At 57.3% G+C, this 25,481-nt stretch carries 23 protein-coding genes, 1 tRNA gene and 1 pseudogene; 12 read left to right on the forward strand and 13 right to left on the reverse strand.

From position 1 onward, the window contains the following. Positions 1–66: 66 nt before the first annotated feature. The 3 genes from MXF20_RS08775 (at position 67) to MXF20_RS08785 (ending at position 2,590) form a co-directional block, all read left to right on the forward strand. Positions 67–1,761, forward strand: a complete 1,695-nt coding sequence (locus MXF20_RS08775) for a protein-disulfide reductase DsbD (protein ID WP_325968839.1) — start codon at positions 67–69, stop codon at positions 1,759–1,761. A 66-nt stretch (positions 1,762–1,827) separates the two neighbouring features. After that, positions 1,828–2,406, forward strand: coding sequence for a division control transcriptional repressor DicD (gene dicD / locus MXF20_RS08780; protein WP_325968840.1), 579 nt, complete (start codon positions 1,828–1,830; stop codon positions 2,404–2,406). A gap of 108 nt (positions 2,407–2,514) precedes the next feature. Then, positions 2,515–2,590, forward strand: a tRNA-Phe gene (locus tag MXF20_RS08785). 84 nt (positions 2,591–2,674) lie between these two features. Here the strand turns inward: MXF20_RS08785 and MXF20_RS08790 are convergent. Beyond that, positions 2,675–2,974, reverse strand: coding sequence for a helix-turn-helix transcriptional regulator (locus MXF20_RS08790; protein WP_325968841.1), 300 nt, complete (start codon positions 2,972–2,974; stop codon positions 2,675–2,677). Beyond that, positions 2,961–3,326, reverse strand: coding sequence for a type II toxin-antitoxin system RelE/ParE family toxin (locus tag MXF20_RS08795; RefSeq protein ID WP_325968843.1), 366 nt, complete (start codon positions 3,324–3,326; stop codon positions 2,961–2,963). Before MXF20_RS08795 ends, MXF20_RS08790 begins: the two co-directional genes overlap by 14 nt. Positions 3,327–3,731: 405 nt before the next feature. Here MXF20_RS08795 and MXF20_RS08800 point away from each other — a divergent pair. Then, a pseudogene (locus MXF20_RS08800) lies at positions 3,732–3,986 on the forward strand (LysR family transcriptional regulator); the annotation flags it as partial. 94 nt (positions 3,987–4,080) lie between these two features. Here the strand turns inward: MXF20_RS08800 and MXF20_RS08805 are convergent. Then, positions 4,081–5,250, reverse strand: coding sequence for a Gfo/Idh/MocA family oxidoreductase (locus MXF20_RS08805; RefSeq protein ID WP_325968844.1), 1,170 nt, complete (start codon positions 5,248–5,250; stop codon positions 4,081–4,083). A 10-nt stretch (positions 5,251–5,260) separates the two neighbouring features. Further along, the gene (locus MXF20_RS08810) at positions 5,261–6,184 is read right to left on the reverse strand and encodes a TIM barrel protein (RefSeq protein WP_325968845.1); all 924 of its coding nucleotides are present in this window, start codon (positions 6,182–6,184) and stop codon (positions 5,261–5,263) included. On the opposite strand from MXF20_RS08810, the gene MXF20_RS08815 reads away from it, so the two are divergent. Then, complete coding sequence (locus tag MXF20_RS08815; protein ID WP_325968847.1) at positions 6,183–6,395, forward strand: hypothetical protein; 213 nt, start codon at positions 6,183–6,185, stop codon at positions 6,393–6,395. The two genes, MXF20_RS08810 and MXF20_RS08815, sit on opposite strands and share 2 nt — an antisense overlap. Here the strand turns inward: MXF20_RS08815 and MXF20_RS08820 are convergent. Beyond that, positions 6,376–7,395 (reverse strand): LacI family DNA-binding transcriptional regulator, encoded by a 1,020-nt coding sequence (locus MXF20_RS08820; protein ID WP_325968848.1) that lies wholly within the window; start codon positions 7,393–7,395, stop codon positions 6,376–6,378. The two genes, MXF20_RS08815 and MXF20_RS08820, sit on opposite strands and share 20 nt — an antisense overlap. Positions 7,396–7,728: 333 nt before the next feature. On the opposite strand from MXF20_RS08820, the gene MXF20_RS08825 reads away from it, so the two are divergent. Beyond that, a complete protein-coding gene (locus MXF20_RS08825) occupies positions 7,729–8,613 on the forward strand; it encodes a sugar phosphate isomerase/epimerase (RefSeq protein WP_325968849.1) in 885 nt (294 codons plus the stop codon). 129 nt (positions 8,614–8,742) lie between these two features. On the opposite strand, the gene MXF20_RS08830 is transcribed toward MXF20_RS08825, so the two are convergent. Beyond that, entirely contained in the window at positions 8,743–9,753 is a 1,011-nt protein-coding gene (locus tag MXF20_RS08830) for a Gfo/Idh/MocA family oxidoreductase (protein ID WP_325968851.1), read from the reverse strand. Positions 9,754–9,853: 100 nt separating this feature from the next. Between MXF20_RS08830 and MXF20_RS08835 the strand changes: the two genes are divergently transcribed. From MXF20_RS08835 to MXF20_RS08845, 3 genes are all read left to right on the forward strand, one after another. Continuing rightward, entirely contained in the window at positions 9,854–10,873 is a 1,020-nt protein-coding gene (locus tag MXF20_RS08835; RefSeq protein ID WP_325968853.1) for a LacI family DNA-binding transcriptional regulator, read from the forward strand. Positions 10,874–10,975: 102 nt separating this feature from the next. Beyond that, entirely contained in the window at positions 10,976–11,857 is an 882-nt protein-coding gene (yghU, locus tag MXF20_RS08840) for a glutathione-dependent disulfide-bond oxidoreductase (RefSeq protein ID WP_325968854.1), read from the forward strand. Further along, entirely contained in the window at positions 11,857–12,147 is a 291-nt protein-coding gene (locus tag MXF20_RS08845) for a DUF1330 domain-containing protein (protein WP_021507781.1), read from the forward strand. The genes yghU and MXF20_RS08845 overlap by 1 nt, the downstream gene beginning before the upstream one ends. A gap of 75 nt (positions 12,148–12,222) precedes the next feature. Here the strand turns inward: MXF20_RS08845 and MXF20_RS08850 are convergent, their stop codons facing one another. Next, positions 12,223–13,317, reverse strand: a complete 1,095-nt coding sequence (locus tag MXF20_RS08850; protein WP_325968855.1) for a YncE family protein — start codon at positions 13,315–13,317, stop codon at positions 12,223–12,225. A gap of 209 nt (positions 13,318–13,526) precedes the next feature. Between MXF20_RS08850 and MXF20_RS08855 the strand changes: the two genes are divergently transcribed. Further along, on the forward strand, positions 13,527–14,453 hold the full coding sequence (locus MXF20_RS08855) for a glycosyltransferase family 2 protein (RefSeq protein ID WP_325968856.1): 927 nt from the start codon (positions 13,527–13,529) through the stop codon (positions 14,451–14,453). Positions 14,454–14,482: 29 nt separating this feature from the next. Here MXF20_RS08855 and MXF20_RS08860 read toward each other — a convergent pair whose 3' ends face one another. The 6 genes from MXF20_RS08860 to MXF20_RS08885 all read right to left on the reverse strand — a co-directional run bounded on the left by MXF20_RS08860 (position 14,483) and on the right by MXF20_RS08885 (position 21,742). Beyond that, the gene (locus MXF20_RS08860) at positions 14,483–15,730 is read right to left on the reverse strand and encodes an O-antigen ligase family protein (RefSeq protein WP_325968858.1); all 1,248 of its coding nucleotides are present in this window, start codon (positions 15,728–15,730) and stop codon (positions 14,483–14,485) included. Continuing rightward, the gene (locus tag MXF20_RS08865) at positions 15,731–16,699 is read right to left on the reverse strand and encodes a glycosyltransferase family 8 protein (RefSeq protein ID WP_325968859.1); all 969 of its coding nucleotides are present in this window, start codon (positions 16,697–16,699) and stop codon (positions 15,731–15,733) included. 210 nt (positions 16,700–16,909) lie between these two features. Then, positions 16,910–17,587 carry an SDR family oxidoreductase gene (locus tag MXF20_RS08870; RefSeq protein ID WP_325968860.1) on the reverse strand — a complete coding sequence of 226 codons (678 nt, stop codon included), beginning with the start codon at positions 17,585–17,587 and terminating at the stop codon, positions 16,910–16,912. Beyond that, on the reverse strand, positions 17,584–18,774 hold the full coding sequence (locus MXF20_RS08875) for a sialidase family protein (protein WP_325968861.1): 1,191 nt from the start codon (positions 18,772–18,774) through the stop codon (positions 17,584–17,586). Before MXF20_RS08875 ends, MXF20_RS08870 begins: the two co-directional genes overlap by 4 nt. Position 18,775: 1 nt before the next feature. Next, positions 18,776–20,197 (reverse strand): sodium:solute symporter family protein, encoded by a 1,422-nt coding sequence (locus MXF20_RS08880; protein WP_325968862.1) that lies wholly within the window; start codon positions 20,195–20,197, stop codon positions 18,776–18,778. A gap of 306 nt (positions 20,198–20,503) precedes the next feature. Then, on the reverse strand, positions 20,504–21,742 hold the full coding sequence (locus MXF20_RS08885) for an MFS transporter (RefSeq protein ID WP_325968863.1): 1,239 nt from the start codon (positions 21,740–21,742) through the stop codon (positions 20,504–20,506). Between the two features lie 420 nt (positions 21,743–22,162). On the opposite strand from MXF20_RS08885, the gene MXF20_RS08890 reads away from it, so the two are divergent. Together MXF20_RS08890 and MXF20_RS08895 are read left to right on the forward strand one after the other, a co-directional pair. Beyond that, a complete protein-coding gene (locus MXF20_RS08890; protein ID WP_325968864.1) occupies positions 22,163–22,762 on the forward strand; it encodes a hypothetical protein in 600 nt (199 codons plus the stop codon). Positions 22,763–23,045: 283 nt separating this feature from the next. Next, positions 23,046–25,433, forward strand: coding sequence for a glucose/quinate/shikimate family membrane-bound PQQ-dependent dehydrogenase (locus tag MXF20_RS08895; protein WP_325968865.1), 2,388 nt, complete (start codon positions 23,046–23,048; stop codon positions 25,431–25,433). Positions 25,434–25,481: the final 48 nt, after the last annotated feature.

Raw genomic sequence — 25,481 nt, forward strand, 5'->3', positions numbered from 1 at the left:
AACCTCGTGGCGCAGCGGCCGTGTTATCATCGCGGCTCCTTCGCCACCGGAGCTGATTAATTCGTCATGGCTGCTCGATTTTCCCGCCTGCTAAGTCTGTGCCTGGCGCTGCTGTTTTGCCTGTCGGCGCAGGCCAGCCTGTTCTCGCCCACCACCAACAACCGCTTTGTGCCGGTCGATCAGGCCTTTGGCTTTGATTTCAGCCAGCAGGGCCATCAGCTGACGCTGAGCTGGAAAGTGAAGGACGGCTATTACCTTTATCGCCAGCAATTCCACATCAGCGCGCAACACGCGCAGCTGGCGCCGGTCACGCTGCCGCCGGGCCAGCCGCACGAAGATGAGTTTTACGGCAAAAGCGAAATTTATCCGCAGGACGTGCAGCTGCCGATCACCCTGCGCCAGGCCGATGCCGGAGCAACGCTCAGCGTGACTTATCAGGGCTGCGCCGCAGCCGGTTTCTGCTATCCGCCGGAGACCCGCTCGGTGCCGCTGACGGCGATCGCTGCCGACAGCGCCGCGCCGACCATGGCGGCACCAGCGGCCGCTCACCGCACGTCGCTGCCGTTTTCGCCGCTGTGGGCGCTGCTGATTGGCATCGGCGTGGCCTTTACGCCGTGCGTGCTGCCCATGTATCCGCTGATCTCCGGCATCATTCTTGGCGGCCCGCGCCGCTACTCGCTGGGCCGGCTGTTCGCCCTCGCGCTGGTCTACGTGCAGGGCATGGCGCTGACTTACACCCTGCTCGGTATGGTGGTGGCAGCGGCGGGACTGCGTTTCCAGGCTGCGCTGCAGCATCCTTACGTGTTAATCGGCCTCTCCGTGCTGTTTGTGCTGCTGGCGCTGTCGATGTTTGGCCTGTTCACGCTGCAGCTGCCTGCCAGCCTCCAGACGCGCCTGACGCTGTGGAGCAACCGCCAACAGGGCGGCTCGCTGGCGGGCGTGTTTATGATGGGCGCGCTGGCAGGCCTGATCTGCTCACCGTGCACCACCGCACCGCTCAGCGCCATCCTGCTGTATATCGCGCAGAGCGGTAATCTGTGGGCCGGTGCCGGCACGCTGTGGCTGTACGCCTTCGGCATGGGAATGCCGCTGATTGCCGTGACGATGTTCGGCAACCGGCTGCTGCCAAAGAGCGGTCCGTGGATGCAGAGCGTGAAAGAGGGTTTTGGCTTTGTGATTCTGGCGCTGCCGGTGTTTCTGCTGGAGCGCGTGCTGGGCGATGTCTGGGGCCTGCGTCTGTGGAGCCTGCTCGGCGTGGCGTTTTTTGCCTGGGCGTTCAGCCTGAGTCTCAGCGCGCGCGGCGCAGCGCGCGTGCTGCCGATTCTGATGCTGGCGGCTGCGCTGGTGGTGGCGCGCCCGCTGCAGGACTGGGCGTTTGGCAGCAGCACGCAAAGCGTCGCCCACCTGCCGTTTCAGCGCATCAGCAGCAGTCAGCAGCTGGATAGCGCATTACAGCAGGCGCAGGGCCGCATCACCATGGTTGATCTCTACGCCGACTGGTGCGTGGCCTGCAAAGAGTTTGAAAAATACACCTTCAGCGATGACGGCGTGCGCAGCGCCCTGAGCAACGTGCAGCTGCTGCAGGCTAATGTGACGGCCAACAACGCGCAGGATAACGCGCTGCTGCAGCATCTGCAGGTGCTTGGCTTGCCAACCATCCTGTTCTTCGATGCGCAGGGCAAAGAGATTGCTGATTCACGCGTCACCGGGTTCCTTAACGCCGCGGATTTCCGCACCCATTTGCACAATCTGCCGCGTTAAACGACACTGGTTGCACGACACGGCCCGAACGCACGCGCCCGGGCCCGCATTCCGGAGGAGAGTCTTTTGCAACGCGAACAGATCCTTGAGCATGCGCTGAATGTGCTCGAACAGAGCGGCCTGGCCGCGACCACCTCGCTGCAGCAGCTGGCGGGCGAAAGCGGCCTCAGCCGCGATCAGCTGGAGCGTTACTGGCCCGACCGCGATGCCCTGCTGTATGACGCACTGCGCTTTCACGGCCAGCAGATCGACAGCTGGCGCCGTCAGGTGCAGCTGGATGAGCGCCTCAGTGCGGCACAAAAGCTGCTGGCGCGTTACGACGTGCTGGCAGAGCACGTCAGTAAAGGCCGCTTTCCCGGCTGCCTGTTTATCGCCGCCTGCAGTTTCTATCCCCAGCCGGATCAGCCGGTGCACCAGCTTGCTGAACAGCAAAAGCGCAGCTCGTGGCAGTTTACCCATGAAATTCTGGTCGATCTGGCGCTGGATAACCCCAGCATGGTGGCCGATCAGATGGAGCTGATCCTCGAAGGCTGTTTAAGTAAGCTGCTGGTGAAGCGCAACGTGCAGGATGTCGCTACCGCGCGGCGTCTGGCTGAAGATGTGCTGAGCATCGCGCTGTGCCGGCAAAATGGCGCGCTGGCGTAGGCTTTTTGTCCAGCCTGCCTGAAAAGCAGGCAATCAGTCACGATTGCTACGCTTTTTTTACGAAACCCGTTGACGGCTGTGAGCCATTAGGGTTTAATGCGCCCCGTTGCCCGGATAGCTCAGTCGGTAGAGCAGGGGATTGAAAATCCCCGTGTCCGTGGTTCGATTCCGCGTCCGGGCACCACTATTCAGAAAACCCAGCCTTATGGCTGGGTTTTTGCTTTTCTGCGCCGGCAGAATCGCTCACCCTGCGCGCTTACAGAAACCCTCAAAGCTGAAAAATCCGCCCGTCACCGGCTGGCAGCTCGACTGTTACGCTCAATTTTCCGCCTAACGCCTCAACGTACTTTTTCAGGCTGGAAAGTTTCAGTTCGTCACCGCGCGCCTCGATGGCAGCAATAGCAGGTTGCGAAACACCCATTTTTTCAGCCAGCTGTACCTGTGAAAGATCCAGTTCTTCCCGCAGCTGGCGCAGACGAATCTCGATGATTTTTTCCGCCGCCTTATCTCTGATGCGCGCCTGTGATTCAGGCGAACGCTGAGCAATCAGGTCTTCAAGTTTTGGCATGATTCATCTCCTCCAGATGCTGTTGATACTCGCGGTCAGCCAGTTTTATCATCGTCTGATAAAAGCGTCGCTGATGCGCTCCGGTTTTGTTTCCCGCGCAGAGCACAATGGCGCGTCTGATCGGATCGAAGGCAAAAAATGCACGAATCGCCCGGCCATTACTCTGAACGCGTAATTCTTTCATATTGGAAAATCGCGACCCGACGAGGGTGTCAACATCAGGCCGCCCTAATGTGGGCCCAAACTCCCTGAGAACCGCCAGACTGGCCAGTACGTCCTCAATCATCGCGTCATCCTGCGCCTGCAGCCATGTGGCGAAGCGCGCGGTGGTTTCTACTTTCCAGCTGTTCAAAATCACCTCATATAACCTGTAGTTTATAATGCTCTGATATAAACCGGAAGTTATATTGAAAAGATGACCTGTATCATGCCGTATGCCAGCACTGGCCAGTAGATTCTGAGGTTGTGCGATGCGGCTGAAAAAACTGCAACCTGATGTTAATCAATTACAAACGCTCAGGCCGGTTTACTCAGCCCCCATTTTGCGCGACACATCGCACACTTTTGCTACTGCGTCTGACTCTTTCCAGCAAATTGCGCCACCGGTCACGCCCTGCCGCGTCTGCCAATGTTAAAAAATGGTTACTAACCGCAACTGCCTGCCGTCGTGGCTTTTATTCTTAACTCAGCGTCTGCTGCATATCATCGCGCCAGATGCGTTTGATACACCTGACCGTGCCGTGAAAGGGAAAAAATCGTGAACCTTCGTCGCCTTAAATATTTCATCAAAATCGTCGACGCGGGCAGCCTGACGCAGGCCGCTGAAAGTTTGCATATTGCGCAGCCGGCGCTGAGCCAGCAGCTTGCCACGCTGGAAGGGGAAGTGAATCAGCAATTACTGATCCGCACCAAACGCGGCGTAACGCCTACCGAAGCGGGGAAAATGCTCTACCATCATGCTTTTACGATTTTGCACCAGTGCGAACAGGCACAGCGCGCCATCGATCAGATCGCCGCAGCAACTGCGGAGGGCATGCGCAGCGGCTCGCAATAAAGCACGGATGCCGCCCCGCTGCCTCTCGCTCAGGTTAAATTTCGTCAGCTCTTCAGCACTCTACCCACACCGCACCGGCATCCGCCGATTTGACACACTGTTCCACCCAGCGCACGCCCATCAGCCCGGCGTGCACGTCCGGATACCAGAAGTCCTGCAGGAAGGCGTGATCGCCGCGGTCGGTGGCGTCCATCGCCAGCGCAAAGCGGCGATAAAGGTTCGACCAGGCTTCAAATAATCCTTCGGTATGACCACCGCCAATGCGGTCATCGGCCAGTGCGCTGGCGTGCAGATAGCCCATGCCGCGCTCCAGAATCTGCACCGGCTCGCCCTGCACTTCATAGCGCAGCTGGTTTGGCTGTTCGTCCCACCACTCCAGGCTGGCTCGGGCCCCCACCACGCGAATCTTCTGGCCGTGCATCGAACCGCAGTTTACCGCTGATGCCCACAGCGTGCCGACCGCGCCGTTGTCATACTCCATCATCACAAAGGCGTTATCTTCCAGCGGCGCGCGTGAGGCCACAAAGCTCTGGCGGCTGCACAGCAGGCGTTTTATCTGCAGCTGCGGCAACAGGGTTTCAGCGATAAACAACGGATGCGTGGCCAAATCGCCCAGCACATAACTCGGGCCGACAAAACGCGGATCGACGCGCCATTTGGTGCTGGCATTCTGTAATTCAACCGCTTCATGGTGGAAGCCATGGGCAAACTGCATATTCACAATGCGGATCTCACCCAGCAGCCCGTCAGCGATCATGCTGCGCGCCTGCTGAATCAGCTGATGGCCGGCATAACCGTAAGTCACGCCGATGATCTTTTGCTGCGCCTTACACAGCTGCTGCAGTTCGTCGGCTTCAGCCGAGGTAAAGCACAGCGGTTTTTCACACACCACGTGCAGCCCGGCGTTGAGCGCGGCGCGGCAGATGGCAAAGTGCGTATTGTTCGGCGTGGCAATGGAGACAGCTTCGATGCCATCGTCGCGTGCGGCTTCCGCCTTAAACATGGTTTCGTAATCGCTGTAGCAGCGCCCGGCCGCCACGCCCAGCGCGCTGCCAAATGCCTGTCCGCGCGCCGCATCAATATCAAACGCGCCCGCCACTAGCGTAAAGTTACCGTCGCGTAATGCGGCGGAGCGATGGATATAGCCGATCTGGCTGGTGCCGCCGCCGCCCACCATGCCCCAGCGCAGCGTGCGATTCAGTGCTTTCGTCCCGTTAATCATGCTGTTCTCCTCAGAATCCGATGGAATGCAGGTAGTGCAGGCTGGCCGTGACATCCTGCAGACTGGTGCCGGCGTTGCGCGGATCGCGCTCCTGCTCGATGGTGATCCAGCCCTGATAATGACGTTCAGCGAGAAACGCCCGCAGCGCCGGGTAATCAATTGCGCCCTGACCAAGCGGGCACATCACGCCTTCAGCGCAGGCGCTGAAAAAGTCGACGCCGCGCGCAATCACATCGCGCCACACGGCCGCATCAATGTCTTTGAAATGCAGATAGTCGATGCGCGACCAGTAGCGTTGCAGCCAGGTTTGCGGATCCATGCCGGAATAGAAAAGATGGCCGGTATCGAGACACAGTCCGGCGACCTCGTGCGGAATGTCCTGCACCAACTGTTCCAGTTCATCGGCAAACTCAATGCAGCCGCCGGCATGAGGATGAATCACCGGTCGCACGCCGTAGTCGTGCCAGGCGATGTGGCTGAGCTGCATGATGTGCTGCATCATGCGCTGCCAGTCCGCCGGAGCCAGGCGCGGGGCTTTCTCCGGCTGGCCGGCAAATTGCGCCCGCTGCGGGTTGCCGAAATCGATAATCACCAGATAGGGTGCGGGCCGGTTATCACCGTGCGTACGCGCCGCGCACGGCACCTGCGACAGGTTGCGGCAGATGTTGTGCGTCAGTTCAACCAGCACCGGGAAATTCGCCTCGCTGACCAAATCATCGAATATAGTGCCGGCCACCAGCGACAGCTGATGCGCTTCCAGCTGCTGACGCAGTTCAGCGTCATCGGTAGGCAAATAACGCCACGGACCGAGTTCGATGCTGCGGTAACCGGCCTGAGCGGCCTCGCGCAACACCGTTTGCCACGGCGGCAGGAAAGGATTGTCTGGATCGTCCACGCCCCAGCTGCAGGGCGCGTTGGCAATGTGTAGGGTCATGATCGTTCCTTATGATGAGGGCTGGCGTCAGTATCAAACAAATATTTCGCCAGACTCAATCATGAAACTTTCATTTTTTGATGATGATCATAAATTAACCCATCAAATATTTGATGGTTTTTTATCAAATACAGTGTCAGCGCGGGTCAACCTGCTGCTGCCAGCCTCTGAAGAAGAACGGTATTTGAGGGTCAGATATTTTCCCGCATGACAATCTCAAACGGCAGGGTGACCTGAGAAAAATGGTCGCTGCGCTCAGCATGACGTTGCTGCACGGTTTGCGCCAGCTGTCGTGCCATGTCATCGATCTGATGGCGCAGCATCACCGTGATGGTGCCGTCTATCAGCGCCAGGTCGCCATCATTGACCGGGCCGTGACAAATCAGCGCCACCTTACGCTGCGGCTGCTCACGCAGCGCCTGAACGACCCCTTCTATGCCGCCGCACGGCGCGTAGATCAGCGCCAGATCGGCATGCTGTTGCAGCAGCTGACAAGTCGCCTGATAGCCACCTTCAATGGATTCATGGGTTTTAAGCGGTTCCAGCACGCGCCGTGCACTGTCCTGCTCGCGCAGATAGGAGCGAAAACCACTCTCGCAGTTCTCCTGACAGATAAAGCGGTGGTCGCCCAGCAGCACGCCCGCACTGCCCGGCTGATGCAGCAGGTGGCTGGCGATCCAGCCGGCGCTGCGCCCGGCTTTCTGGTTATCCAGCCCGAAGTAGCCGGCGTGACCGCAGGGTGAAAAGTCAGAAAACAGCGCGTAGACCCGCACGCCCTGACGTGAGATATGCGCTATCGCGTGGCGGATCAGCGGATGATCCAGCGCCACCACGCCAATCGCGTCCACCTGTTCAGCCAGCCGGTAGAGCGAATCCACCACCGCCGCCACATCATCAATCTCGTGCCAGGCAAACAGCGGCGCGCTGCCCGCCGGATGGAATGGCTGCGTCTGCTGGCGCAGCGCATCGGTCAGCGTTTGATAAAAAGAGTACGAGGCCGACAACAGAATAAACCCCATACGCAGCGTCACGCCGGCGCTCTGCGCACTGAGCGGAGCCTGACTGCTGCGATAACCCAGCCGCTGCGCCGCCGCCAGCACTTTCTGTTCCGTCTGTGCCCGTACCGGTGCACGGCGATTGAGCACGCGATCCACGGTGGCGATGCCGACGCCGGCGGCGGCGGCGATGGCGCTCAGGGTAATTTTGCTCATCTCATTGCCCTTGATGATAATAAACTATCAAAAATAATGCCTGATTTTATCCATTTGCGCCATTCCGGCGCGTAACAACCTCTCATCGCGCGCAATAATTCTCTCATTCTTTTGATCGCTGTCGCACAAACATCATCAATCGTTTCATTTTCCGACCAAACAGAATAATTATTTAGAAAATTATCGAGACAGCGGGTCGCCAGCACTGATGGAAATGCATCAGCAAAGTATTAGAGCCGGCACCGCGCTGTTTTTATAGTTGACGCGACCTAAGCCGCCGATCGCGGTGATGAATAACCCGGAGCGCGCCGCGTACCGCGCAGGAGAACAACAATGAAAATCGCTTTTGATGTGGATGTGATCCGCGATCTCGGCATCACGCGCATGGTGCATCAGGTCGCTGAATGGGGCTATAAATACATTGAGCAGTCGCCCCATCCGCAAATTAACCCGTTCTATAAACACCCGAAAGCCAGCCGGGAGATCATGCGCGAGTACAAGCAGGCGCTGAATGCCACCGGGCTGGAGATCTCTTCGTTCATCACCGTCTATCGCTGGTCGGGCCCGGATGAACTGCGCCGGCAGGCAGCGGTGAAAAACTGGAAGCGCATGATTGAGATTGCCGTGGAGATGGGCGTGCAGGTGATCAACACCGAGCTGTCCGGTAACCCGAACGAGCCCGAAATTTGTGAAGAGATGTTCTATCGCTCAATGGATGAACTGCTGCCGATTTTTGAGCGTGAAGGAATTCGCGTGGAAATTCAGGCACATCCGTGGGATTTCTGTGAAGAGAGCAACGAAACAGCCGATATCGTTAAATCGTTCCGCAGCGACAACGTCAAATACATCTATAGCGCGCCGCACACGTTCTACTATGACAAGGGCAAAGGCGACGTGAAAACTATGCTGCATTACGCTGGCGACGATCTGTCGCACATGCTGATTGCCGATACCATGAACCACACTAAACATTGTCGCTACATCGTTAACCCGCCGGGCGTCGATGCCACCATCCACCAGCACGTGGCCGTTGGCGAAGGAGAGGTAAATTTCGACGCGCTGTTCGACGCGCTGCGTGAGATGGATTTTGCCAACCGTCACTACAAAGTGGGCGGCGAATCGATAATTTCCGCCGCGCTGTTTGGCTATCCGGAGAAGATGAAATACCAGGCGGTGGAAACCCGCGAGCTGATTGAGCGCGAACTGCTGAATCTGTAACGGCGCTCTCTCCCGCCAGAAAGGGACGCATAATCAGCCCCCTCTCCCGCCTGCAATAAAGGGACGCACTATCAGCTCCCTCTCCCGCCTGCGGGAGAGGGTTGGGGTGAGGGCAAACGCCACTCCCCATCAAACCGTCACCCACTCCACCTCAACAAACTCGCCGCGCGTCAGCGATAGCTGCGCCGCTTCCGCGATGGCCTGCGCGCGCAGCCCGTCAATCAGCCCCGGCAGACCGGCCACTTTCTCGCCACTAAGATGGCGCACAAACGCATCGAGATGGCGGTAATAGGTCTCCTGTACCCGACTAAACCAGTCCGCATACAGTCCCGGCTGGCGGATATGCTGCCCCTGGTACAAGGTCGCACCGCGCACCGCCTGGCTTTCCGACGCCAGCATGCCCTGACTGCCCATCACGCTGATGCGCTCGTCATAGCCGTAAGCGGTACGACGGGCATTATCGAGCTGCGCCAGCGCGCCCTGCTGCAGGCGCATAATCAGCACCGACGTATCGACGTCAATATCGCGGATCGCCGGCATCGCCAGCGCGGCACCGAGCGCACCCACGGTGACAACTTCATCCTCAGTTAACCAGCGCAGCAGATCGAAAAAGTGGATGGCCTGGTCGCGCATCTGTCCGCCGGACGCCTGCAGGTAGCTCAGCGGCGGCAGTTCCGAGGCGCGGCACACCATCTGGATGAGCTCGCTGCGTCCAGTCACGCCCTGCTGCAGCTGGGCTTTCAGCTGCATATGGCTGCGATCAAAACGCCGATTGAATCCTACCGTCACCGGCACCTGCAGCGGGGAGATGCTGGCTACCACTTCCCGGGCGCGCGACAGCGACAAATCGATCGGTTTTTCACAGTACACCGCTTTGCCCGCCAGCACCGCCTGCTCCAGTAGCGTAGCGTGGGTCGGCGTGGCACTGGCAATCAGCACCGCATCAATGGCCTCACTGCTCAGCGCCTCCGGCACGCTGGCGGCCCGCCCCCCAAACTGCTCCGCCAGCGCAGCGGCGCGCGCTGCGTCAATATCGCACACCAGCGCCAGCTCAACGCCGGGATGGCGCGCCAGGTTTGCGGCATGCACCTGGCCAATAAATCCACAGCCAATCAAGGCAAAACGTTGCGCACTGCGCATGATAACGCTCCTGTTGCTCACACTTCGGCATCGTCGGTGTTGTCAAAATATCGCTTTCTGGCAGGCTGTCTGAACGCGGTTTTTGATGGAATTCACTCAGATGAAAACAATGACGCTGGCCGAACTGGCTAAGCGGGTGGGCGTGGGCGTCGCCACGGTGGATCGGGTGCTGAACGACCGGGGCGGCGTATCGCCCGCCATGAGCAAAAAGGTGTTACAGGCCGCACGCGAAGCGGGTTTAAAACGCATCCTGCCGGAAGAGCACCGCCACGCCTGGCAGATTGAAGTGCTGCTGAGCGGCAACGGTTCCTTCTTCTTTCAACAGCTGGCGCAGGATTTTGCCCGGCTGGCGGATGAGCTCGGCTATCGCCGCCTGCGGCTGCACCGCACGCTGATTCCGGAGCATGCGCCGGAGAAGCTGGCGGCGCACATTGAAGCCAGCAGCAAAAAGATGGATGGGCTGATTGTGTTCGCCCATGAAAATCCGCTGATTTACGCGGCGCTTGAGGCCTGTAAAGCGCGCGGCGTGCCGGTGATCACGCTGGTGGCCGATCTGCCTGATGCGCCACGTTTGTGCCATGTCGGCATCGACCAGCTTAAGGCCGGGCGCACCGCCGGACTGATGCTCGGCAGCATGCTGCCGGTAGCCGGTGATGTGGTGCTGGTCAGCGGTCGCGCCGATTACGCCGCGCACCGTCTGCGCATCGAAGGGTTTCAGGCGGTGCTGGCGGAGCGCTTCCCGCATCTGCGGCTGCGGGAGATCATCGCCGGTCAGGATGAGCGCGAGCGCATCAGCCGGCTGCTGGAGAAAACGCTGGCCGCATCGCAGCACATTGCTGGCTTGTACAATACCGGCATGGGCAACACGCAGATTCACCAGGCGCTGGCGCGCCACCGGCTTGGCGGCAAAGTGGTGTATGTCACGCATGAACTCTACGAAACCACCCGTGATCTGCTGGCGAAACGCGTGCTGACGCTAACGCTCGATCAAAACACCCTGCGCCACGCGCAGCTGGCGCTGACGCTGCTGCTGCGTCATCTGGAAGAAGGCGAACAGCCGGATACCTATCAGCCCGGCAAAGTCGACTTCATGTTGTTTACACAGGAGAACTTCACCTGACGCGACGTTGTCTTTTATCGCCAGCGCGGTTAAATCGGTGCGATAGCGTGCTGCTACACTCAGTAACAGCAAAAAATACTCTCACAACAAGGTGAACGTACTATGTCGGAAAATCAGTATCAGCCCGCGAAAGTCTGGACCTGGGACCCGGAAGCCAAAGGTAACGGGGCGAAGACTAACCGTCCTAACGCCGGGCCGACGCATGAGCAAACGCTGCCGGTGGGCAAGCATCCGCTGCAGCTCTATTCACTCGGTACGCCAAACGGCCAGAAAGTGACTATTCTGCTGGAAGAGCTGCTGGCGCTTGGCGTGCAGGAAGCGGAGTATGACGCCTGGCTGATTCGTATTGGCGACGGCGATCAGTTCTCCAGCGGCTTTGTTGAGGTTAACCCTAACTCTAAGATTCCGGCACTGCGTGACCACTCGGTGAATCCGCCGCTGCGCGTGTTTGAATCCGGTAATATCCTGCTCTATCTGGCGGATAAATTCGGCCACTTTATTCCGTCCGACGTGGCGGGCCGCACCGAAACCCTGAACTGGCTGTTCTGGCTGCAGGGGTCTGCACCGTACCTTGGCGGCGGTTTCGGCCACTTTTATCACTACGCACCCGAGAAAATCGAATACGCCATTAACCGCTTTACGCTGGAAGCCAAACGTCAGCTTGATGTGCTGGATCGCCAGCTGGCGGACCACCGTTTCCTCGCCGGCGACGAATACACCATCGCCGATATCGCGACCTGGCCGTGGTACGGCAATCTGGTGCTGAATAACCAGTACGGCGGCGGTGAATTCCTTGACGTGCAGTCCTACAAAAATGTGGTGCGCTGGGCGAAAGAGGTTGCCGACCGTCCGGCGGTGATCCGCGGGCGTAAAGTGAACCGGGCATTTGGTGCCGAGCCGCAGGATCAGCTGCTGGAGCGCCACGATGCGAGCGATTTTGATACCAACACCGAAGACAAGCGTCAGGCGCGAGGCGAACAATAATGGCCGCATACGTAGTAATGATTAAAGACGAAACGCTGGACAAAGATGAGCTGGCCACCTATTCGCAGAAAGCCGGCGCGGCGCGTGGCGATCACCACATCACGCCACTGGCTTTCTATGGCGATCTGGAGGTGCTGGAAGGGCGCGATGCCGAAGGCGTGGTCGTGCTGCAGTTTGAAGATGCCGAGGCCGCGAAAGCCTGGTACTTCAGCCCGGCATATCAGGAAGCCAAAGCGCATCGCCTGAAAGGCGCGAATTACCGCGTACTGTTAGTTAACGGCGTGGCGTAATCGATGGTTTAACCCGGTGCTGAGCCCGGGTTATGCGCGGCGCGATCCCTCGCGCCGCGCGTCAACGATGAGCGGTTAATCCAGCTTAATCCGCACCACGCTATCCGGCCCTTGCGGCGAGCGATCTTTGTTAAGTCCCTGCTTCACCGTCACGTACAGCGTCTGCCCATCTGGCGACACCAGCAGGCTGTTGGGGTGCGTCGGCAGGGTCCAGCTGTTCTTCACCGCATAGGTTGTCGCATCCAGCTGCAGCACTTTGCCGCCGAGTCGCTGGCTGATGTAAATTTCATTGCGCTTCGCGTTGAATTTGATACCGAGCGAATCGCCGACGTCCAGGCGTTTGATTACCTTACCGCTGCGCTCATCAAACACCAGCGTGGTTTTGCCCTTTGAGTTGTCAGTGACGTACAGGCGGCCGTTGGCGGCATCCTCCGCCAGGTTTAACAGCAAATATTCTTTGCCATCGCCAGGCGTCCAGCGCTGTTCAATTTTGTGACTGCGCGGATTAATCACCAGCACTTCACCGCCACCGTTCGCCGCATAGATACGGTCGGTTGACGCCGAATAGAGCAGCCCGGTTACCCACTTGCCGGCGTTTTTGATGGTGGTTTTCAGCCGCAGCGTATTGGCATCGACCACCCAAATCATCGCCGGATTCTCAATCGCGCCGATGTACAGCAGGCCGTCATGCAGCAGGATTTCGCGCGCGCCAACCGGATAGCCCTTGTCGTTCTTCAGACCAAACAGCAGGCGCTGCAGCACTTTGCCGCTGCTGGCGTCCACTTTGGTGACACCGCCGTCCAGCGTATTGGTGATATACAGCAGGCTGCCGTCCGGTGACGCCGTCATACCAAAGTTTTTCAGATCGGTATGGGTTTCGCCCAGCGTTGCCAGCGTGCTGGCATCCAGGCGATACAGCACCCCGCCGTTGACGGTTTTAAACGCCTGCGCGCTGGCGACATACAGCGCAGCCGGATTGCCCGGCACATAGGCCATTTCATACAGGCCGTCGCCCAGTTCACGCTGCTGTACCTTCGCCGGCGCCGCTGGCTGAGCTGCAGCGGCCGGCGGGGCAGATTTTTTAGCTGGCGCCTGGCAGGCACTCAGGCTTACGGCTGCGAGCAGCGCCATAGCGAGCGCGGTGGCGCGCGGGCGTAACGATGAAGTCATTCCTGTCTCCGGTGAGGATCGATGGCTTGCCTGCAGGGGCAGGAAGCATGAAAAGGAATGAGAATCATACGCATTATTGTATTCGCCGTAAATGAGCCTGATCTGCAGGCCAGCGCTACAGGCTGCGCGGCGTGAATTCCCTCACGCCCAATATGCCAGTTGTAGTATGCTTCATCGCTTTCCTGCCCCCGATACTGACGAAAGAAATTATGGTTCCTGACTATTTAATAAGTGTGTTACTGACGGCCCATAACAGTGAAAAATTCCTGCCTGATACGCTGGCAAGTTTAGAAAAAGCCTGCAGCGGCGTTGAGCAGCACGTTGAGTTTATTTTTATCAATGATGCCTCCACCGACAACACCAGCGCGTTACTCGATAATTTTTCCCGTCAGCATGCGCACACTAAAGTGTTTGATGTTAATTACCGGAATATCGGGCAGGTACGTAACTTTGGCGTTCAGCAATGCAGCGGTGAATATATTACCATGCTGGATGGCGACGATCGGCTGCTGGCCAACGCCTTCGCCGATATTGTCAGTCACCTGAAAACACATCGACCGGATGCGCTGTTCACTGCGCTTCATGAAGTGTATGAAAACCGGCCTCAGCAGATCGCCTGGCAGGGCCTGCAGGCGGAAAAACTCTCACGCCACCAGACGATTGAAAAATTCCTTATCCATCGCGATTTGCAGGCACATTTCATCGGCCAGTTTATTAAGCGCACGCTGCTGCTGGCGCATCCTTTCCCGGATTTTGTCTGCTACGAAGATGCGTGGCTTTTCCCGGAAATACTCGTCAGCAGCGAGAATATTTTTTATAGCCGCCAGAGCCCCTATCTCTATTTTAAACGCGGCAACAGTTTATCCAGCCAGCTGGATAAGCATAAAATCGCGCTATTAATTGCCGCGACACAGCATATGGATGAGGTTTTGCAGGAGCGCTATCGCAACCTGTTGTCTTGTCACTGGATTAATATCGCGCACAAGCATCAGGAAGCCCTTGATAATCCGGATGACAAAAAACGTGTTATCGACGCGATCAATAAAATCAGGCCGCTGTCATTTCTGTTCGACGGTAAAATCAGAACCAGCTTTAAGAAGAAATACCTGGTGCTGAAGTTGAAGAAAGCACTGTGATAAGAGGGCGCCGCGCAGGCGCCACATTATCAGGACGGAAGGTCCTCAGGCGGATCAATGGTGGCGTAACTGATAATAATCGCCATGACCAGAATCAGCACCGAACCACTCTGAATTAACACCGTGTCGGTAAGACCAAAGATGATAATAGACAGCGGAAGTAGCGTTAATCCGGCTACGCCGTGACGCGCCGCGACCCTCAGCAGCACTAGGTAGAAAATCAGCAGGGAAAGTGCGCCAGCGATCCCCTGCAGCGAGAGCGTTTCCAGAAAATCATCGTGCAGGTGGTACATCACGTTCTTATAGGCTTCGGGATTATGGCGCTCGTGCTCCGTGATATATTCACGCGCTTTTGCCGTACGCTGGTCCGGGCTCTGTCCCAGTGGCGTCCAGGCAACGCTGTGCCAGCCGCCTTTCCAGATGGAGAAACGGGCACCAATCGAGGTGTTATTGTTGGTCTGATAGGTATCAACTTCGTTGTGAATACTGTCTAAGCGCTGCCAGACGCTGCCCGGCATAAATAAGGCACCGACAATAATAAACAACGCTAACACCGCCAGCGCAATTTTACCCGCCCAGCGGTGGGTAAAATAAAAATAAGCCAGATACAGCAGTGGCAGCGTTAATACGCCTGCGCGTGACTCGGTCAGAATCATCAGGATCATATTCACGACAAAAACCACGCAGAATAAGATCATTTGTCCGCCGCGATGGGTGATTACCCGGTGGCCGGTATACAAAGTACAGAGCGCCAGCGCGGTAATCAGATAAGAGACTGTACCGGCGGAGTCGGTCAGCAAGCGGATGCGGGTCAGCGTTTTTGCGTGTTCACTGATACCGAAACCTAACGTCACCAGCAGCCCGACAAATAAGATGGCGCTGCAGGTTATCAGGAGTGGACGACTAAGATAGTGGCGCCAGGCAACGATAAAATAGCTGAGAAAAGCCGCGATAATAAACAGCTTACCGCCCTGGAAGTAGTTGTTCACCACGTCACTGAATTCAGCGTGGGAAAACATCTTTGCCCAGATGAGCCTGACCAGCCCAATTAACAGCAGCGGAAGCGCTACCGTTATGGCCGTTTTATCTTTTAGCCACTGTTTTTTCACCGCCATAAACAGTAAATACAGAGCCACCAGATAACTGGAAAAATAGAATATTTTGCGCGGTAAGGCTTCAACCACCAGAGACGACGCCAGTGCGACACTCAGCAGCACAAAACAGAGCTGATATATATTTTTTCCCGTCATCAGCTGGCGAAACGCGTGAGCCTGCACTTAACAATACCTCATCTTTATCTGTTTCAGACGCCATTGAATGGCCCGCCACCATTTCTTTTGACGAAAAAGCAGCTTGTACATTCTTTTTGCCTGCTGCGCATTGGCTGGCTGGTCGAACGCCATCATGGACAGCGGTGATTGCTGATAAATATCGCGATAATGGTGAACCACAAACTGTTGATTCCAGATCTGCCAGGGTTTATCCGCTCCGGCATAATGAATCAGGCAGGTTTCCGCCGGCACGTCGAGCGTATAGCCACGATCGTCATGGGCCAGCATGGTCAGGGTATTAAAACGAGGGGAAATAAACGTCACCTTGTCTTCCAGTAAAATATTTAACGCATCCTGATCAAGATACTGGAAGTGCCGGCCTGGTTCTGAGAGTAACTCAAACGCGCGTTCGCTGATGTTACCGGCCCGCCACTGCGCCACATCAATCAGCATCATTCCGGCGTTAAAATAGCGCTCGCCGCGCAAGCCAGCATTATTCGCCAGCGCCGGCTGCAGCGAAGCAATTTCACCGACCACCAGCGCGATCGCTTCGGGGCCGGTAGGAATCTGCCACAGCTCGTTAAGCGGATTGATGCACACCATATCGGCATCAAGGTAGAGCAGTTTCTCCGCCTGCGGCAATATCAGCGGCGCCAGGAAGCGATAGTAAGTTGCGCGGGTAAAAAGTTCTGTGACCGGCAGCGTGGCAAACAGTTGATCCGGCAGGTGATGCAGCGTCACGCCGTGGCGCGATCCCTGAAACACCGTGGCTAACCGATCGTTATCCGTCGATGACAGTTCTGACGAGATTAGATGGAAATGGTACACGCGGTCTGCGGCGTGTTTCATGATGGACAGAATCGTAATCAGCGCATGCGCTTTAAATTTTCCGTCAACGCCAAAAACAATGTGCTGATCGCTCTGTACCGGAAAAAGTGGCTCGGCGTTTATTTCCTGAAGAACATCATGATTCATTGCGCGCTTCTCTGCTGCGGAGCGCTACACTCCGTAACCACTTAATATGTAGACAATAAAATTTGATTTGGCATAAAACGGTAAAAGGTTACCACTTTGGTAACCCCAAAGAAAGCGTAGCACGGCAAGCCAGGCGTTTTCGCAGACAGGACGAAGAGGGCTTCCCGCATTCTGCCTGTCAGGATGAGAGAAGCGCGATGAACAGGAAAACTACAGCGACGCGCCGCCACAAATTACCAGCTCCTGTCCGGTAATCGCAGCGGCAGCCGGCGACAGCACAAAGCCCGCCAGCGCCGCCACCTCTTCGGGATCGATATAGCGTCCAATGGGCGGCAGTTTCGGCGGCGAGCTGGCGCGGTCCGGCTGCAGCAGCATCGGCGTGGCGGTAGCGCCGGGGGCGATCACGTTGACCGTAATGCCCTGCGGCGCCAGTTCGGCGGCCCAGCTGCGCGCCATGCCCACCATCGCCGCTTTGGTGCTGACATACTGGCTGCGATTGGCCGCGCCGCGCGACGTCCGGCTGCCGAGCAGCAGAATGCGATCGCCCGGGCCCATCAGCGGCAGGAGTGCATTAGCCATAATCTGCGCCACCTGCACGTGCAGGTACCACAGCCGCGCGCCCTGCTCTTCCTCCAGCGCACCGAGCGGCGCAGCCAGCATCATGCCTGCTGCGTGCACCAGCGCATCGACTTTCGTCAGCGCCGCCAGTGCCTGCTTCAGCTGAGCAGCGTCAAACAGGTCGACGCTGACGGAGGTAAACGCCGGATGATCTTTATTTACCAGCGTGCGGCTAAAGCCGGTCACCTGCCAGCCCTGTGCCAGCAGCAGATCGGCAATCGCCGCTCCAATGCCGGAGCTGACACCGGTCACCAGCGCGTGGCGGCTCATGCTTCACCCCTCACCCAGCGTTCGTCGACGCGCACGTATTTGATGGCCTGGCGGAAATAGGTGTAAGCAATGTGCAGCGCGCCGTCCGCGCTCTGTTTAATGCTGGGATAAGAGAATTCACGGTTCAGTTTCTGCTGTGAATTGTTGGTCATGCAGTAGCCGTCGCCCTCATCCAGATTGCGCTGCCACGGCCAGCTCGCACCGCCATCGGCAGAGATGGCCAGCGTCATCGGCGCGCGTGGTGCGCCCCAGAACGCCGTACGTGCGCCGTGAACCACCGGCTGCGCCGCCACAGCCACCGCATCGTCATCCTCGTCTTCAATTTCGTCATACAGTGACAGGCGACGCTCGCTGGCATCACGCGCGCTCATGGCGTTAAACACCAGCGCCAGATGGCCGTTGTGCAGCGTGGTCACCTGAATCGACGAGTTATTATTTGGCAAGTCGGTTGCCTGCGGCGCGCTCCAGCTTTCACCGCCGTCGTCAGAACGGCTTTGGTAGATGAAATCGGCCCAGCGGCTGCGATACAGCGCCAGCAGGCTGCCATCCTGCAGCAGCGTAATGTTCATGTGCACGCAGCCGAGACTGTCCGGCACCGCCACATCGCGCCAGCTCTGTCCTTTGTCACTGGAGATTTTTACCGCGCTGATGTCATCGTTGCCCACCCATTTCACTCCCGGCTGGGTGCGACAATAGAACACCGGCAGCAGCCAGTTACCGTTTGGCAGCACGACTATCGGCTGGCGGATAAACGTGCCCGGCTGGTCGAGCAGCGTATCAATGGCGCTCCAGCTGCGCCCCAAATCATGTGACTGGCGATAACGTACGATGGCCGTGTCCTGATTGCCGGACTTCTGCGCGGTCCACAACAGCCACAGCACGTTATCCGGATCGAGAAACAGCACTGGATTCTGCTCCGATCGCGTTGGATCGTCGGATAACTGTTGAGGATCGCTCCACTGCGCGCTGCCCTGCGCCAGCCGTGAGCACCACACTGAAATATCCGCGATGCCTTCCTGCGTGCCGCCGAACCATACGCACAGCAGATCACCGTTGGGTAATGGCAACAGGTTGGCGGCGTGGTTCTGCGGACAGACCGAAGGCAGCATCGCCGTGAGCTGCTGCGCGTCCTGCGCGTGCGGATGAAGCGTACCGTTACGTTCGACGGTAATAGTTGAGTCGGTCATGTCAGGCTCCACTTTTTTGCATAGACGAGTCAGGTGCATTTTTGCGCTGCAGCTGGCGCGACGGGATCAGGCGGTCAATCAGCATGATCACCGCCGGCGTTACCAGCGCGACGTACATGTTGTTGATGCCGAACGGATCGCCCAGCAGATACCACAGTGAGGTCATGACGCAGGCGCCAATCAGGCCGGCATTCGCGCCGCGCGTGCTTTTGTAAAACGGCAGGTAAAAGGCGATGATCGCCACCACCGAAATCGACAGGCGTATCGCACGGGTAAAGAACGACAGCTTAAGCACTTCCGGTACGAACAGCACGAAAATCAGCGGCAGGAATCCGATCAGCAGCGACAGCCAGCGCGTCATGCGGAACTCACGCTCCGGCGTCGGGTTGCGGTACGGCACATAAAAGTCCTTCACCACCAGCGAAGCGATGGCCAGTGCCACGGTGCTGACGCTGACGAAAATCGACGCCACCAGCGAGGTGGTAACAATCCCGGCCAGCCACGGGCTCATATCCTGCAGGAACACCGGCAGCGCGTACAGGCTATTGATCTCCGGATGCAGGTACTTAGCCGCCACGCCGATCAGCGCGATGGCGATGGCGATTGGCATACAGAAGAAGAAGGCCACCCAGGTGGCGCGTTTCGCTGATGCCGCGCTTTTGGTCGAAGCGATAGCCTGAATCACAAACTGCGTGCAGAAGATCGATCCGATGGTGCCAATCATCCAGGCAAAAATGGTGCTGGGCCCGACGTTACCGTCCCAGGTCCAGTAAAAGTGCGGCATCTCTTTGATCATCGGGCTAACGCCGCCGGTCATGTGCAACGCCACGCCGAGGATGACCAGAATACCGATGTACTTGAGGCCGCTGTGCAGCAGCGTCACCCAGGCGATGCCTTTCATGCCGCCAAACATAAAATAGAAGGTGCTGACCAGCGCGGTGATCACCGCCGCCGTGGTGAGATTGAGGTTCAGTACCGTGGAGATCGCCGCCGCGCCGCTGACATAGTTACCCACGTTCACCAGCAGCAGCGCGTAGATCATAATGATCGAGATAATATTTTTGGTGGAGTTGCCGTAACGCTCGGCAATCGCGCCGGAAATGGTGATTTTGCCGGTGTTGTAGATGCGTTTGACCAGCAGAATACCAAACAGCGGAAAGCCGATGGCGGCACCGATTACCGACCAGGATGCGGCAAAACCATCCTCAAAAGCGGCCTGCGCCGTGCCGATGGTCGATTTGGCGCCGATATATTCGGACATCAGCATCACGCCAACCACAAACGCCGGCATCACGTTTGAACCCGCCATAAAGTCGCCGCTGTTTTTACTGCGCAACCGCCAGGTCAGCCAGGTGGTGAACAGGATGTAAGCAATGACAATCCCGACAATAATCACCATCCCTTCTGCAGAGAACTGTTTCATGTTCGCCTCATTGATAACGTAGGGTCGTGGTGCGTGCCGGGCTTCACACGCACCGTTAATGAGGCGGCCATGATTATTGTTATTGCGTCGCTGCGCTGGCTACCCCGCACCGTGCAAAATGATTTATTTCACTCAAACAGGAATGAATTCACGCACAGGCAGGGCAATTTATAGGTTAATTAAGCCTCGATTTGTTTGATCATGCTCACAAACAGTCAAATATGATTAATAATAATCAATTGTCACAGCAGAAGTGCGTGAGTGATGAGTTCCCGCAAACGGCCACCGCGACGGCGGCCGCTGCGTTTATGCGACGCTGTCGTTTTCCAGCTTCTGGCGTTTGCGTAGATGGGGGAACAGCGCCATCCACAGCGCCACGACCACCAGAGTGCCGACACCGCCAATCGCCGCTGCCGGCACCGCGCCGAACCATGCGGCTAACAGGCCGGACTCAAACTCCCCCAGCTGGTTAGAGGTATTAATGAAGATGGCGTTGACCGCATTGACGCGTCCGCGCATCTCATCCGGCGTATCCAGCTGCACCAGCGCGCCGCGAATCACCATGCTGACCATATCGAAGCCGCCGAGTGCCGCCAGCGCCAGCAGCGACAGCCACAGCTGCGTTGACAGCGCAAACACCAGCGTGGCGAGACCAAAACCGGCCACTGAACCGAACATGATCATGCCAACGTGCTTTTCCAGCTTGTGCCGGCTGAGCCAGACGCCGACCAGCAGCGCCCCGACCGACGGGGCACCGCGCAGCATGCCCAGCCCCCACGGACCGGTATGCAGAATATCCTGGGCGAAGATTGGCAGCAGTGCCGTAGCGCCGCCCAGCAGCACCGCGAACAGGTCGAGTGAAATCACCCCCAGCACATCTTTGCGCTCGCGGATAAAACGCACACCGGCAAACATAGTGCTGAGGCTGGCCGGTATGCGCGCCTGCGGCGGTCGTTCGTAGCGCAGACGGCTGACCAGCACAATCGACAGCAGATAGAACAGTGCCGACACGCCATACACCACCTCCGGTCCGGCCACATACAGCAAGCCGCCCAGCGTCGGGCCAACAATCACCGCCGCCTGACCGCCCACTGAGCTGGCCGCCATGGCGCGCGCAAGAATAGGCGGCGGCACCAGCGCAGGCAGCATTGAGGTAATCGCCGGCCACTCCAGCGCTTTGGCCAGCGAAATCAAAAACACCAGCCCCCAGATTTCAATCCGGTCCGCCCAGTGCAGCAGCGTCAGCGCCACCAGCCCAAGCAGCGCCAGCCACTCAATCAGCTGGCCCACCAGCACGATGCGGCGGCGATCATACTGATCTGCAAGATGGCCAGCCGGCAGCGCCAGCAACACCGAAGGTAAAAATTGCATCAGACCGATCATGCCCAGCGCCATCGCGCTGTGGGTTAGCGCATAGATTTGCCAGCTGACGGCCACGGAGAACATCTGAAAACCAAACGATGAACAGGTACGCGCCAGCCAGAAGGCGACAAACGACCTGTGCCGCAGCAGTGAATCTTCCGCTGCGGAGACCTGTGAACCCATAGTTTTATCCCATCCTGAAGCAGAGTACCGGCTGGCGTCATGGCACCTGCCTGGTGAAAAGCCACCATCGGCTTTCCTTATGTTTTTCACGCCACAGAGTGCGATAACTTGTGCGCTCAGGCAATGGCTGGATGTGCGCTGTAAAAACAGACGCTTATCCGGATTCAGGGTTAACGCTGGCGCGCAGAATATTAGCAGGCTGATTGTTTTACTGTGAAAATAGTCAAAACATTCCAGATAATTCAATAAAACGTTAATTACCGCCAGCACAACGCTTTTTATCTCTTTATCAGAAACAGCTAAAAAAGGTGATCTTTGCCGGCGAATCGATCTATATTGCCTCCTGTGATAATCACTGCAGTCTTCCCGTCCTTATAATAATTAAGACGTTACCGTTCATTAATTTATTCATAGAGATAAATGGAAAACAATTCATACCATCCTTATGTTACTGAGCGAATCCGTCGCTTCGACGGTGCACCGATCGGCGCGTGTTATTCAGCGTCCTTTATACATAGCGAGCAGGAGCGCAATGCATTACTTCACGGAAGCAACATAATTACCCAGCATTATCAGTTAGCCGATACGGCAGAATTAATAATTATTCCGCTGACGGGAAATAGTGTGCAGTCCTTTTTGCGCAACGTGGATAATTATTCCTGCCTGCAACATGAGAATGTAAGACTGGCGATCAACTATGCCACTTTACGTCAGGCGGGCAACGCTTTATGCGCGCTGGCGTCGCGCTTTTCCTTCTGGCTGTACGATGTCGCACCGCCGGGAACCGAGTGGAAAAATATTACCGACTTTCCCTTTAGCGGTATTGTGCTGAGCGATGAATTCTTCAGCGAAAATTATCTCAAGTTCAGCTTTCCTTTTCTGCTCGCTTCGCTACGTGAAACACAAGCAGAAGTAATATTACGCACGCCACAGCTGCAATTACCGGCCGAAACGTATCGGCATTTAGCGCTAAGCGGCTGGCAATCACAGCGCGACGGTAACCCACTTTTTGCAGGGTAAACGTTTACACAAAATTCTGCGCGTCGGCGTTATCACCCGATTACGCCGGAGATGACGGCGCAATATCCCCATAAAATGTCGTGTCACCGGCGGATAAAAAGAGCAAAGCGCTAAAAAAATCAAACCTGTTAACGTTTTTAAGATAAAATTTAACGCAAAGGGATCAACCTGCTTAACGGAAAAGCACTGACAGAACACCTTATAGTCACTTCGTACTCTATGTCGGGATACAGCCTAATGGGTTGTTTCCTTTGATTTTATGGCAAAGAAAGAGGTCAATATTATGGGGAAAGCTTCCTCATCTTTTGGCGTAATTCGCTTCCTGACGGTGCTGTTCGCACTGTTAACAGGCGCGTTTATGCTGATTGGCGGCGTTTGGTTAGCCGCCATTGAAGGTTCCTGGTACTACGTTATTGGCGGTGTGATTATGCTGATCACCGCTGTTCTGCTGTGGCGCCGTAGCGGCTCCGCATTACTGCTGTATGCACTGTTGCTGCTGGCAACGCTGGTGTGGGGCGTATGGGAAGTCGGCTTCGACTTCTGGGCGCTGGCACCGCGTACCGACGTGCTGGTGATCTTCGGCATCTGGCTGATTCTGCCGTTTGTTTATCGCGGCCTGAACCATGCAGGTAAAGGTGCGCTGGGCGCGATGGCCGTTGCACTGGTCGCCAGCGTCCTGGTGCTGGCGTGGGCGGTCTTCCACGATCCGCAGGAGCTGAATGGCAACCTGCCGGAAGCGGCTAATGCGCCGCAGGCCCAGCCGCTGAGCAACATCAATGACGCCGACTGGCCAGCTTACGCACGTGACCAGCAGGGCACGCGCTTCTCGCCGCTGAAGCAGATCAACACCAGCAACGTGAAAGAGTTGCAGGTTGCCTGGCAGTTCCAGACCGGCGATCTGAAAACCGCCAACGATCCGGGTGAAATCACGGATGAAGTGACGCCGATTAAAATCCGCGACACGCTGTACCTGTGCTCGCCACACCAGATTCTGTTTGCGCTGGATGCGACCACCGGTAAGCAGAAGTGGAAATTTGATCCGGGCCTGAAGCCGAATCCTACTTTCCAGCACGTGACCTGCCGCGGTGTTTCCTACCATGAAGTGCCCGCTGCTGCCGATGCCGCTAACAGCCAGCCTGCGCTGTGCTCACGCCGCATCTACCTGCCCGTGAACGACGGTCGTCTGTTCGCGCTGGATGCCGATACCGGTGCCCGTTGCCCATCCTTTGGCAACAACGGTGAACTGGATCTGCAGCACAAGCAGCCGGTACAGACGCCGGGCCAGTATGAGCCGACTTCACCGCCAGTTATCACCGACACCACCATTGTGATGGCGGGTGCGGTCACCGATAACTACTCAACGCGTGAGCCGTCTGGTGCTATTCGTGGCTTCGACGTGAACACCGGTAAACTGCTGTGGGTATTCGATCCGGGCGCAAAAGATCCTAACGCGATTCCGGCGGATGAACACACCTTCACCATGAACTCGCCGAACTCGTGGGCGCCGGCGGTATACGATCCGAAACTGGATACCGTTTACCTGCCAATGGGCGTTTCTACACCGGATATCTGGGGCGGTAACCGCACACCAGAGCAGGAGCGTTACGCGAGCAGCGTTCTGGCACTGAACGCCACCACCGGTAAGCTGGTGTGGTCGTATCAGACCGTGCACCACGATCTGTGGGATATGGACCTGCCGTCGCAGCCGACGCTGGCCGATATCACCGACAAAGATGGCAACACCGTACCGGTGATTTATGCTCCGGCGAAAACCGGTAACATCTTTGTGCTGGATCGTCGTACCGGTAAGCCGGTGGTACCTGCACCGGAGACCCCGGTACCGCAGGGCGCGGCGAAAGGCGACCACGTGGCGCCAACCCAGCCGTACTCCGAACTGACCTTCCGTCCGAAGCAAAATCTGACGGACAAGGACATGTGGGGCGCGACCATGTATGACCAGCTGGTGTGCCGCGTGATCTTCAAGCGTCTGCGCTATGAAGGTCCGTTCACGCCGCCGTCTGAGCAGGGTACGCTGGTGTTCCCGGGCAACCTCGGTATGTTCGAATGGGGCGGCATTGCAGTTGACCCACATCGTCAGATCGCGATTGCTAACCCAATGGCGCTGCCGTTTGTTTCTAAGCTGATCCCACGCGGTCCGGGCAACCCGATTGAGCCACCGCAGGGCGCAGAAGGCGGTTCCGGTACCGAAACCGGCATTCAGCCGCAGTACGGCGTGCCGTATGGCGTCGAGCTGAATCCGTTCCTGTCACCGTTTGGTCTGCCGTGTAAACAGCCGGCCTGGGGTTACGTTTCGGCGATTGACCTGAAGACCAACGAAACCGTGTGGAAGAAACGTATCGGTACCGTTCGCGATAGCGCACCGGTTCCGCTGCCGTTCAAAATGGGTATGCCAATGCTGGGAGGCCCAATCACCACCGCCGGTAACGTGTTCTTCATTGGCGCGACCGCAGATAACTACCTGCGCGCGTTCGATACCAACACCGGTGAGATGCTGTGGCAGGCGCGTCTGCCAGCGGGTGGCCAGGCGACACCGATGACCTATGAAGTGAATGGCAAACAGTACGTTGTCATCGCGGCCGGTGGTCACGGTTCGTTTGGTACCAAGCTGGGCGATTACGTGATTGCCTATGCGCTGCCAGATGCGAAGTAATTTTTCGCATTGAGGTAAAAAAGCGGGCAATGCCCGCTTTTTTTTATG

It is taken from the genome of Pantoea dispersa, from assembly GCF_035783935.1.
GTDB lineage: Bacteria > Pseudomonadota > Gammaproteobacteria > Enterobacterales > Enterobacteriaceae > Pantoea > Pantoea dispersa_C.

Excerpts from the sequence above, each read along its gene's own strand:
- MXF20_RS08775 (WP_325968839.1), top strand. The coding sequence starts at position 67 with ATGGCTGCTCGATTTTCCCGCCTGCTAAGTCTGTGCCTGGCGCTGCTG.
- MXF20_RS08790 (WP_325968841.1), bottom strand. The coding sequence starts at position 2,974 with ATGCCAAAACTTGAAGACCTGATTGCTCAGCGTTCGCCTGAATCACAG.
- MXF20_RS08805 (WP_325968844.1), bottom strand. The coding sequence starts at position 5,250 with ATGATTAACGGGACGAAAGCACTGAATCGCACGCTGCGCTGGGGCATG.
- MXF20_RS08815 (WP_325968847.1), top strand. The coding sequence starts at position 6,183 with ATGATCGTTCCTTATGATGAGGGCTGGCGTCAGTATCAAACAAATATT.
- MXF20_RS08810 (WP_325968845.1), bottom strand. The coding sequence starts at position 6,184 with ATGACCCTACACATTGCCAACGCGCCCTGCAGCTGGGGCGTGGACGAT.
- MXF20_RS08820 (WP_325968848.1), bottom strand. The coding sequence starts at position 7,395 with ATGAGCAAAATTACCCTGAGCGCCATCGCCGCCGCCGCCGGCGTCGGC.
- MXF20_RS08825 (WP_325968849.1), top strand. The coding sequence starts at position 7,729 with ATGAAAATCGCTTTTGATGTGGATGTGATCCGCGATCTCGGCATCACG.
- MXF20_RS08830 (WP_325968851.1), bottom strand. The coding sequence starts at position 9,753 with ATGCGCAGTGCGCAACGTTTTGCCTTGATTGGCTGTGGATTTATTGGC.
- MXF20_RS08835 (WP_325968853.1), top strand. The coding sequence starts at position 9,854 with ATGAAAACAATGACGCTGGCCGAACTGGCTAAGCGGGTGGGCGTGGGC.
- yghU (WP_325968854.1), top strand. The coding sequence starts at position 10,976 with ATGTCGGAAAATCAGTATCAGCCCGCGAAAGTCTGGACCTGGGACCCG.
- MXF20_RS08845 (WP_021507781.1), top strand. The coding sequence starts at position 11,857 with ATGGCCGCATACGTAGTAATGATTAAAGACGAAACGCTGGACAAAGAT.
- MXF20_RS08850 (WP_325968855.1), bottom strand. The coding sequence starts at position 13,317 with ATGACTTCATCGTTACGCCCGCGCGCCACCGCGCTCGCTATGGCGCTG.
- MXF20_RS08855 (WP_325968856.1), top strand. The coding sequence starts at position 13,527 with ATGGTTCCTGACTATTTAATAAGTGTGTTACTGACGGCCCATAACAGT.
- MXF20_RS08865 (WP_325968859.1), bottom strand. The coding sequence starts at position 16,699 with ATGAATCATGATGTTCTTCAGGAAATAAACGCCGAGCCACTTTTTCCG.
- MXF20_RS08870 (WP_325968860.1), bottom strand. The coding sequence starts at position 17,587 with ATGAGCCGCCACGCGCTGGTGACCGGTGTCAGCTCCGGCATTGGAGCG.
- MXF20_RS08875 (WP_325968861.1), bottom strand. The coding sequence starts at position 18,774 with ATGACCGACTCAACTATTACCGTCGAACGTAACGGTACGCTTCATCCG.
- MXF20_RS08880 (WP_325968862.1), bottom strand. The coding sequence starts at position 20,197 with ATGAAACAGTTCTCTGCAGAAGGGATGGTGATTATTGTCGGGATTGTC.
- MXF20_RS08885 (WP_325968863.1), bottom strand. The coding sequence starts at position 21,742 with ATGGGTTCACAGGTCTCCGCAGCGGAAGATTCACTGCTGCGGCACAGG.
- MXF20_RS08890 (WP_325968864.1), top strand. The coding sequence starts at position 22,163 with ATGGAAAACAATTCATACCATCCTTATGTTACTGAGCGAATCCGTCGC.
- MXF20_RS08895 (WP_325968865.1), top strand. The coding sequence starts at position 23,046 with ATGGGGAAAGCTTCCTCATCTTTTGGCGTAATTCGCTTCCTGACGGTG.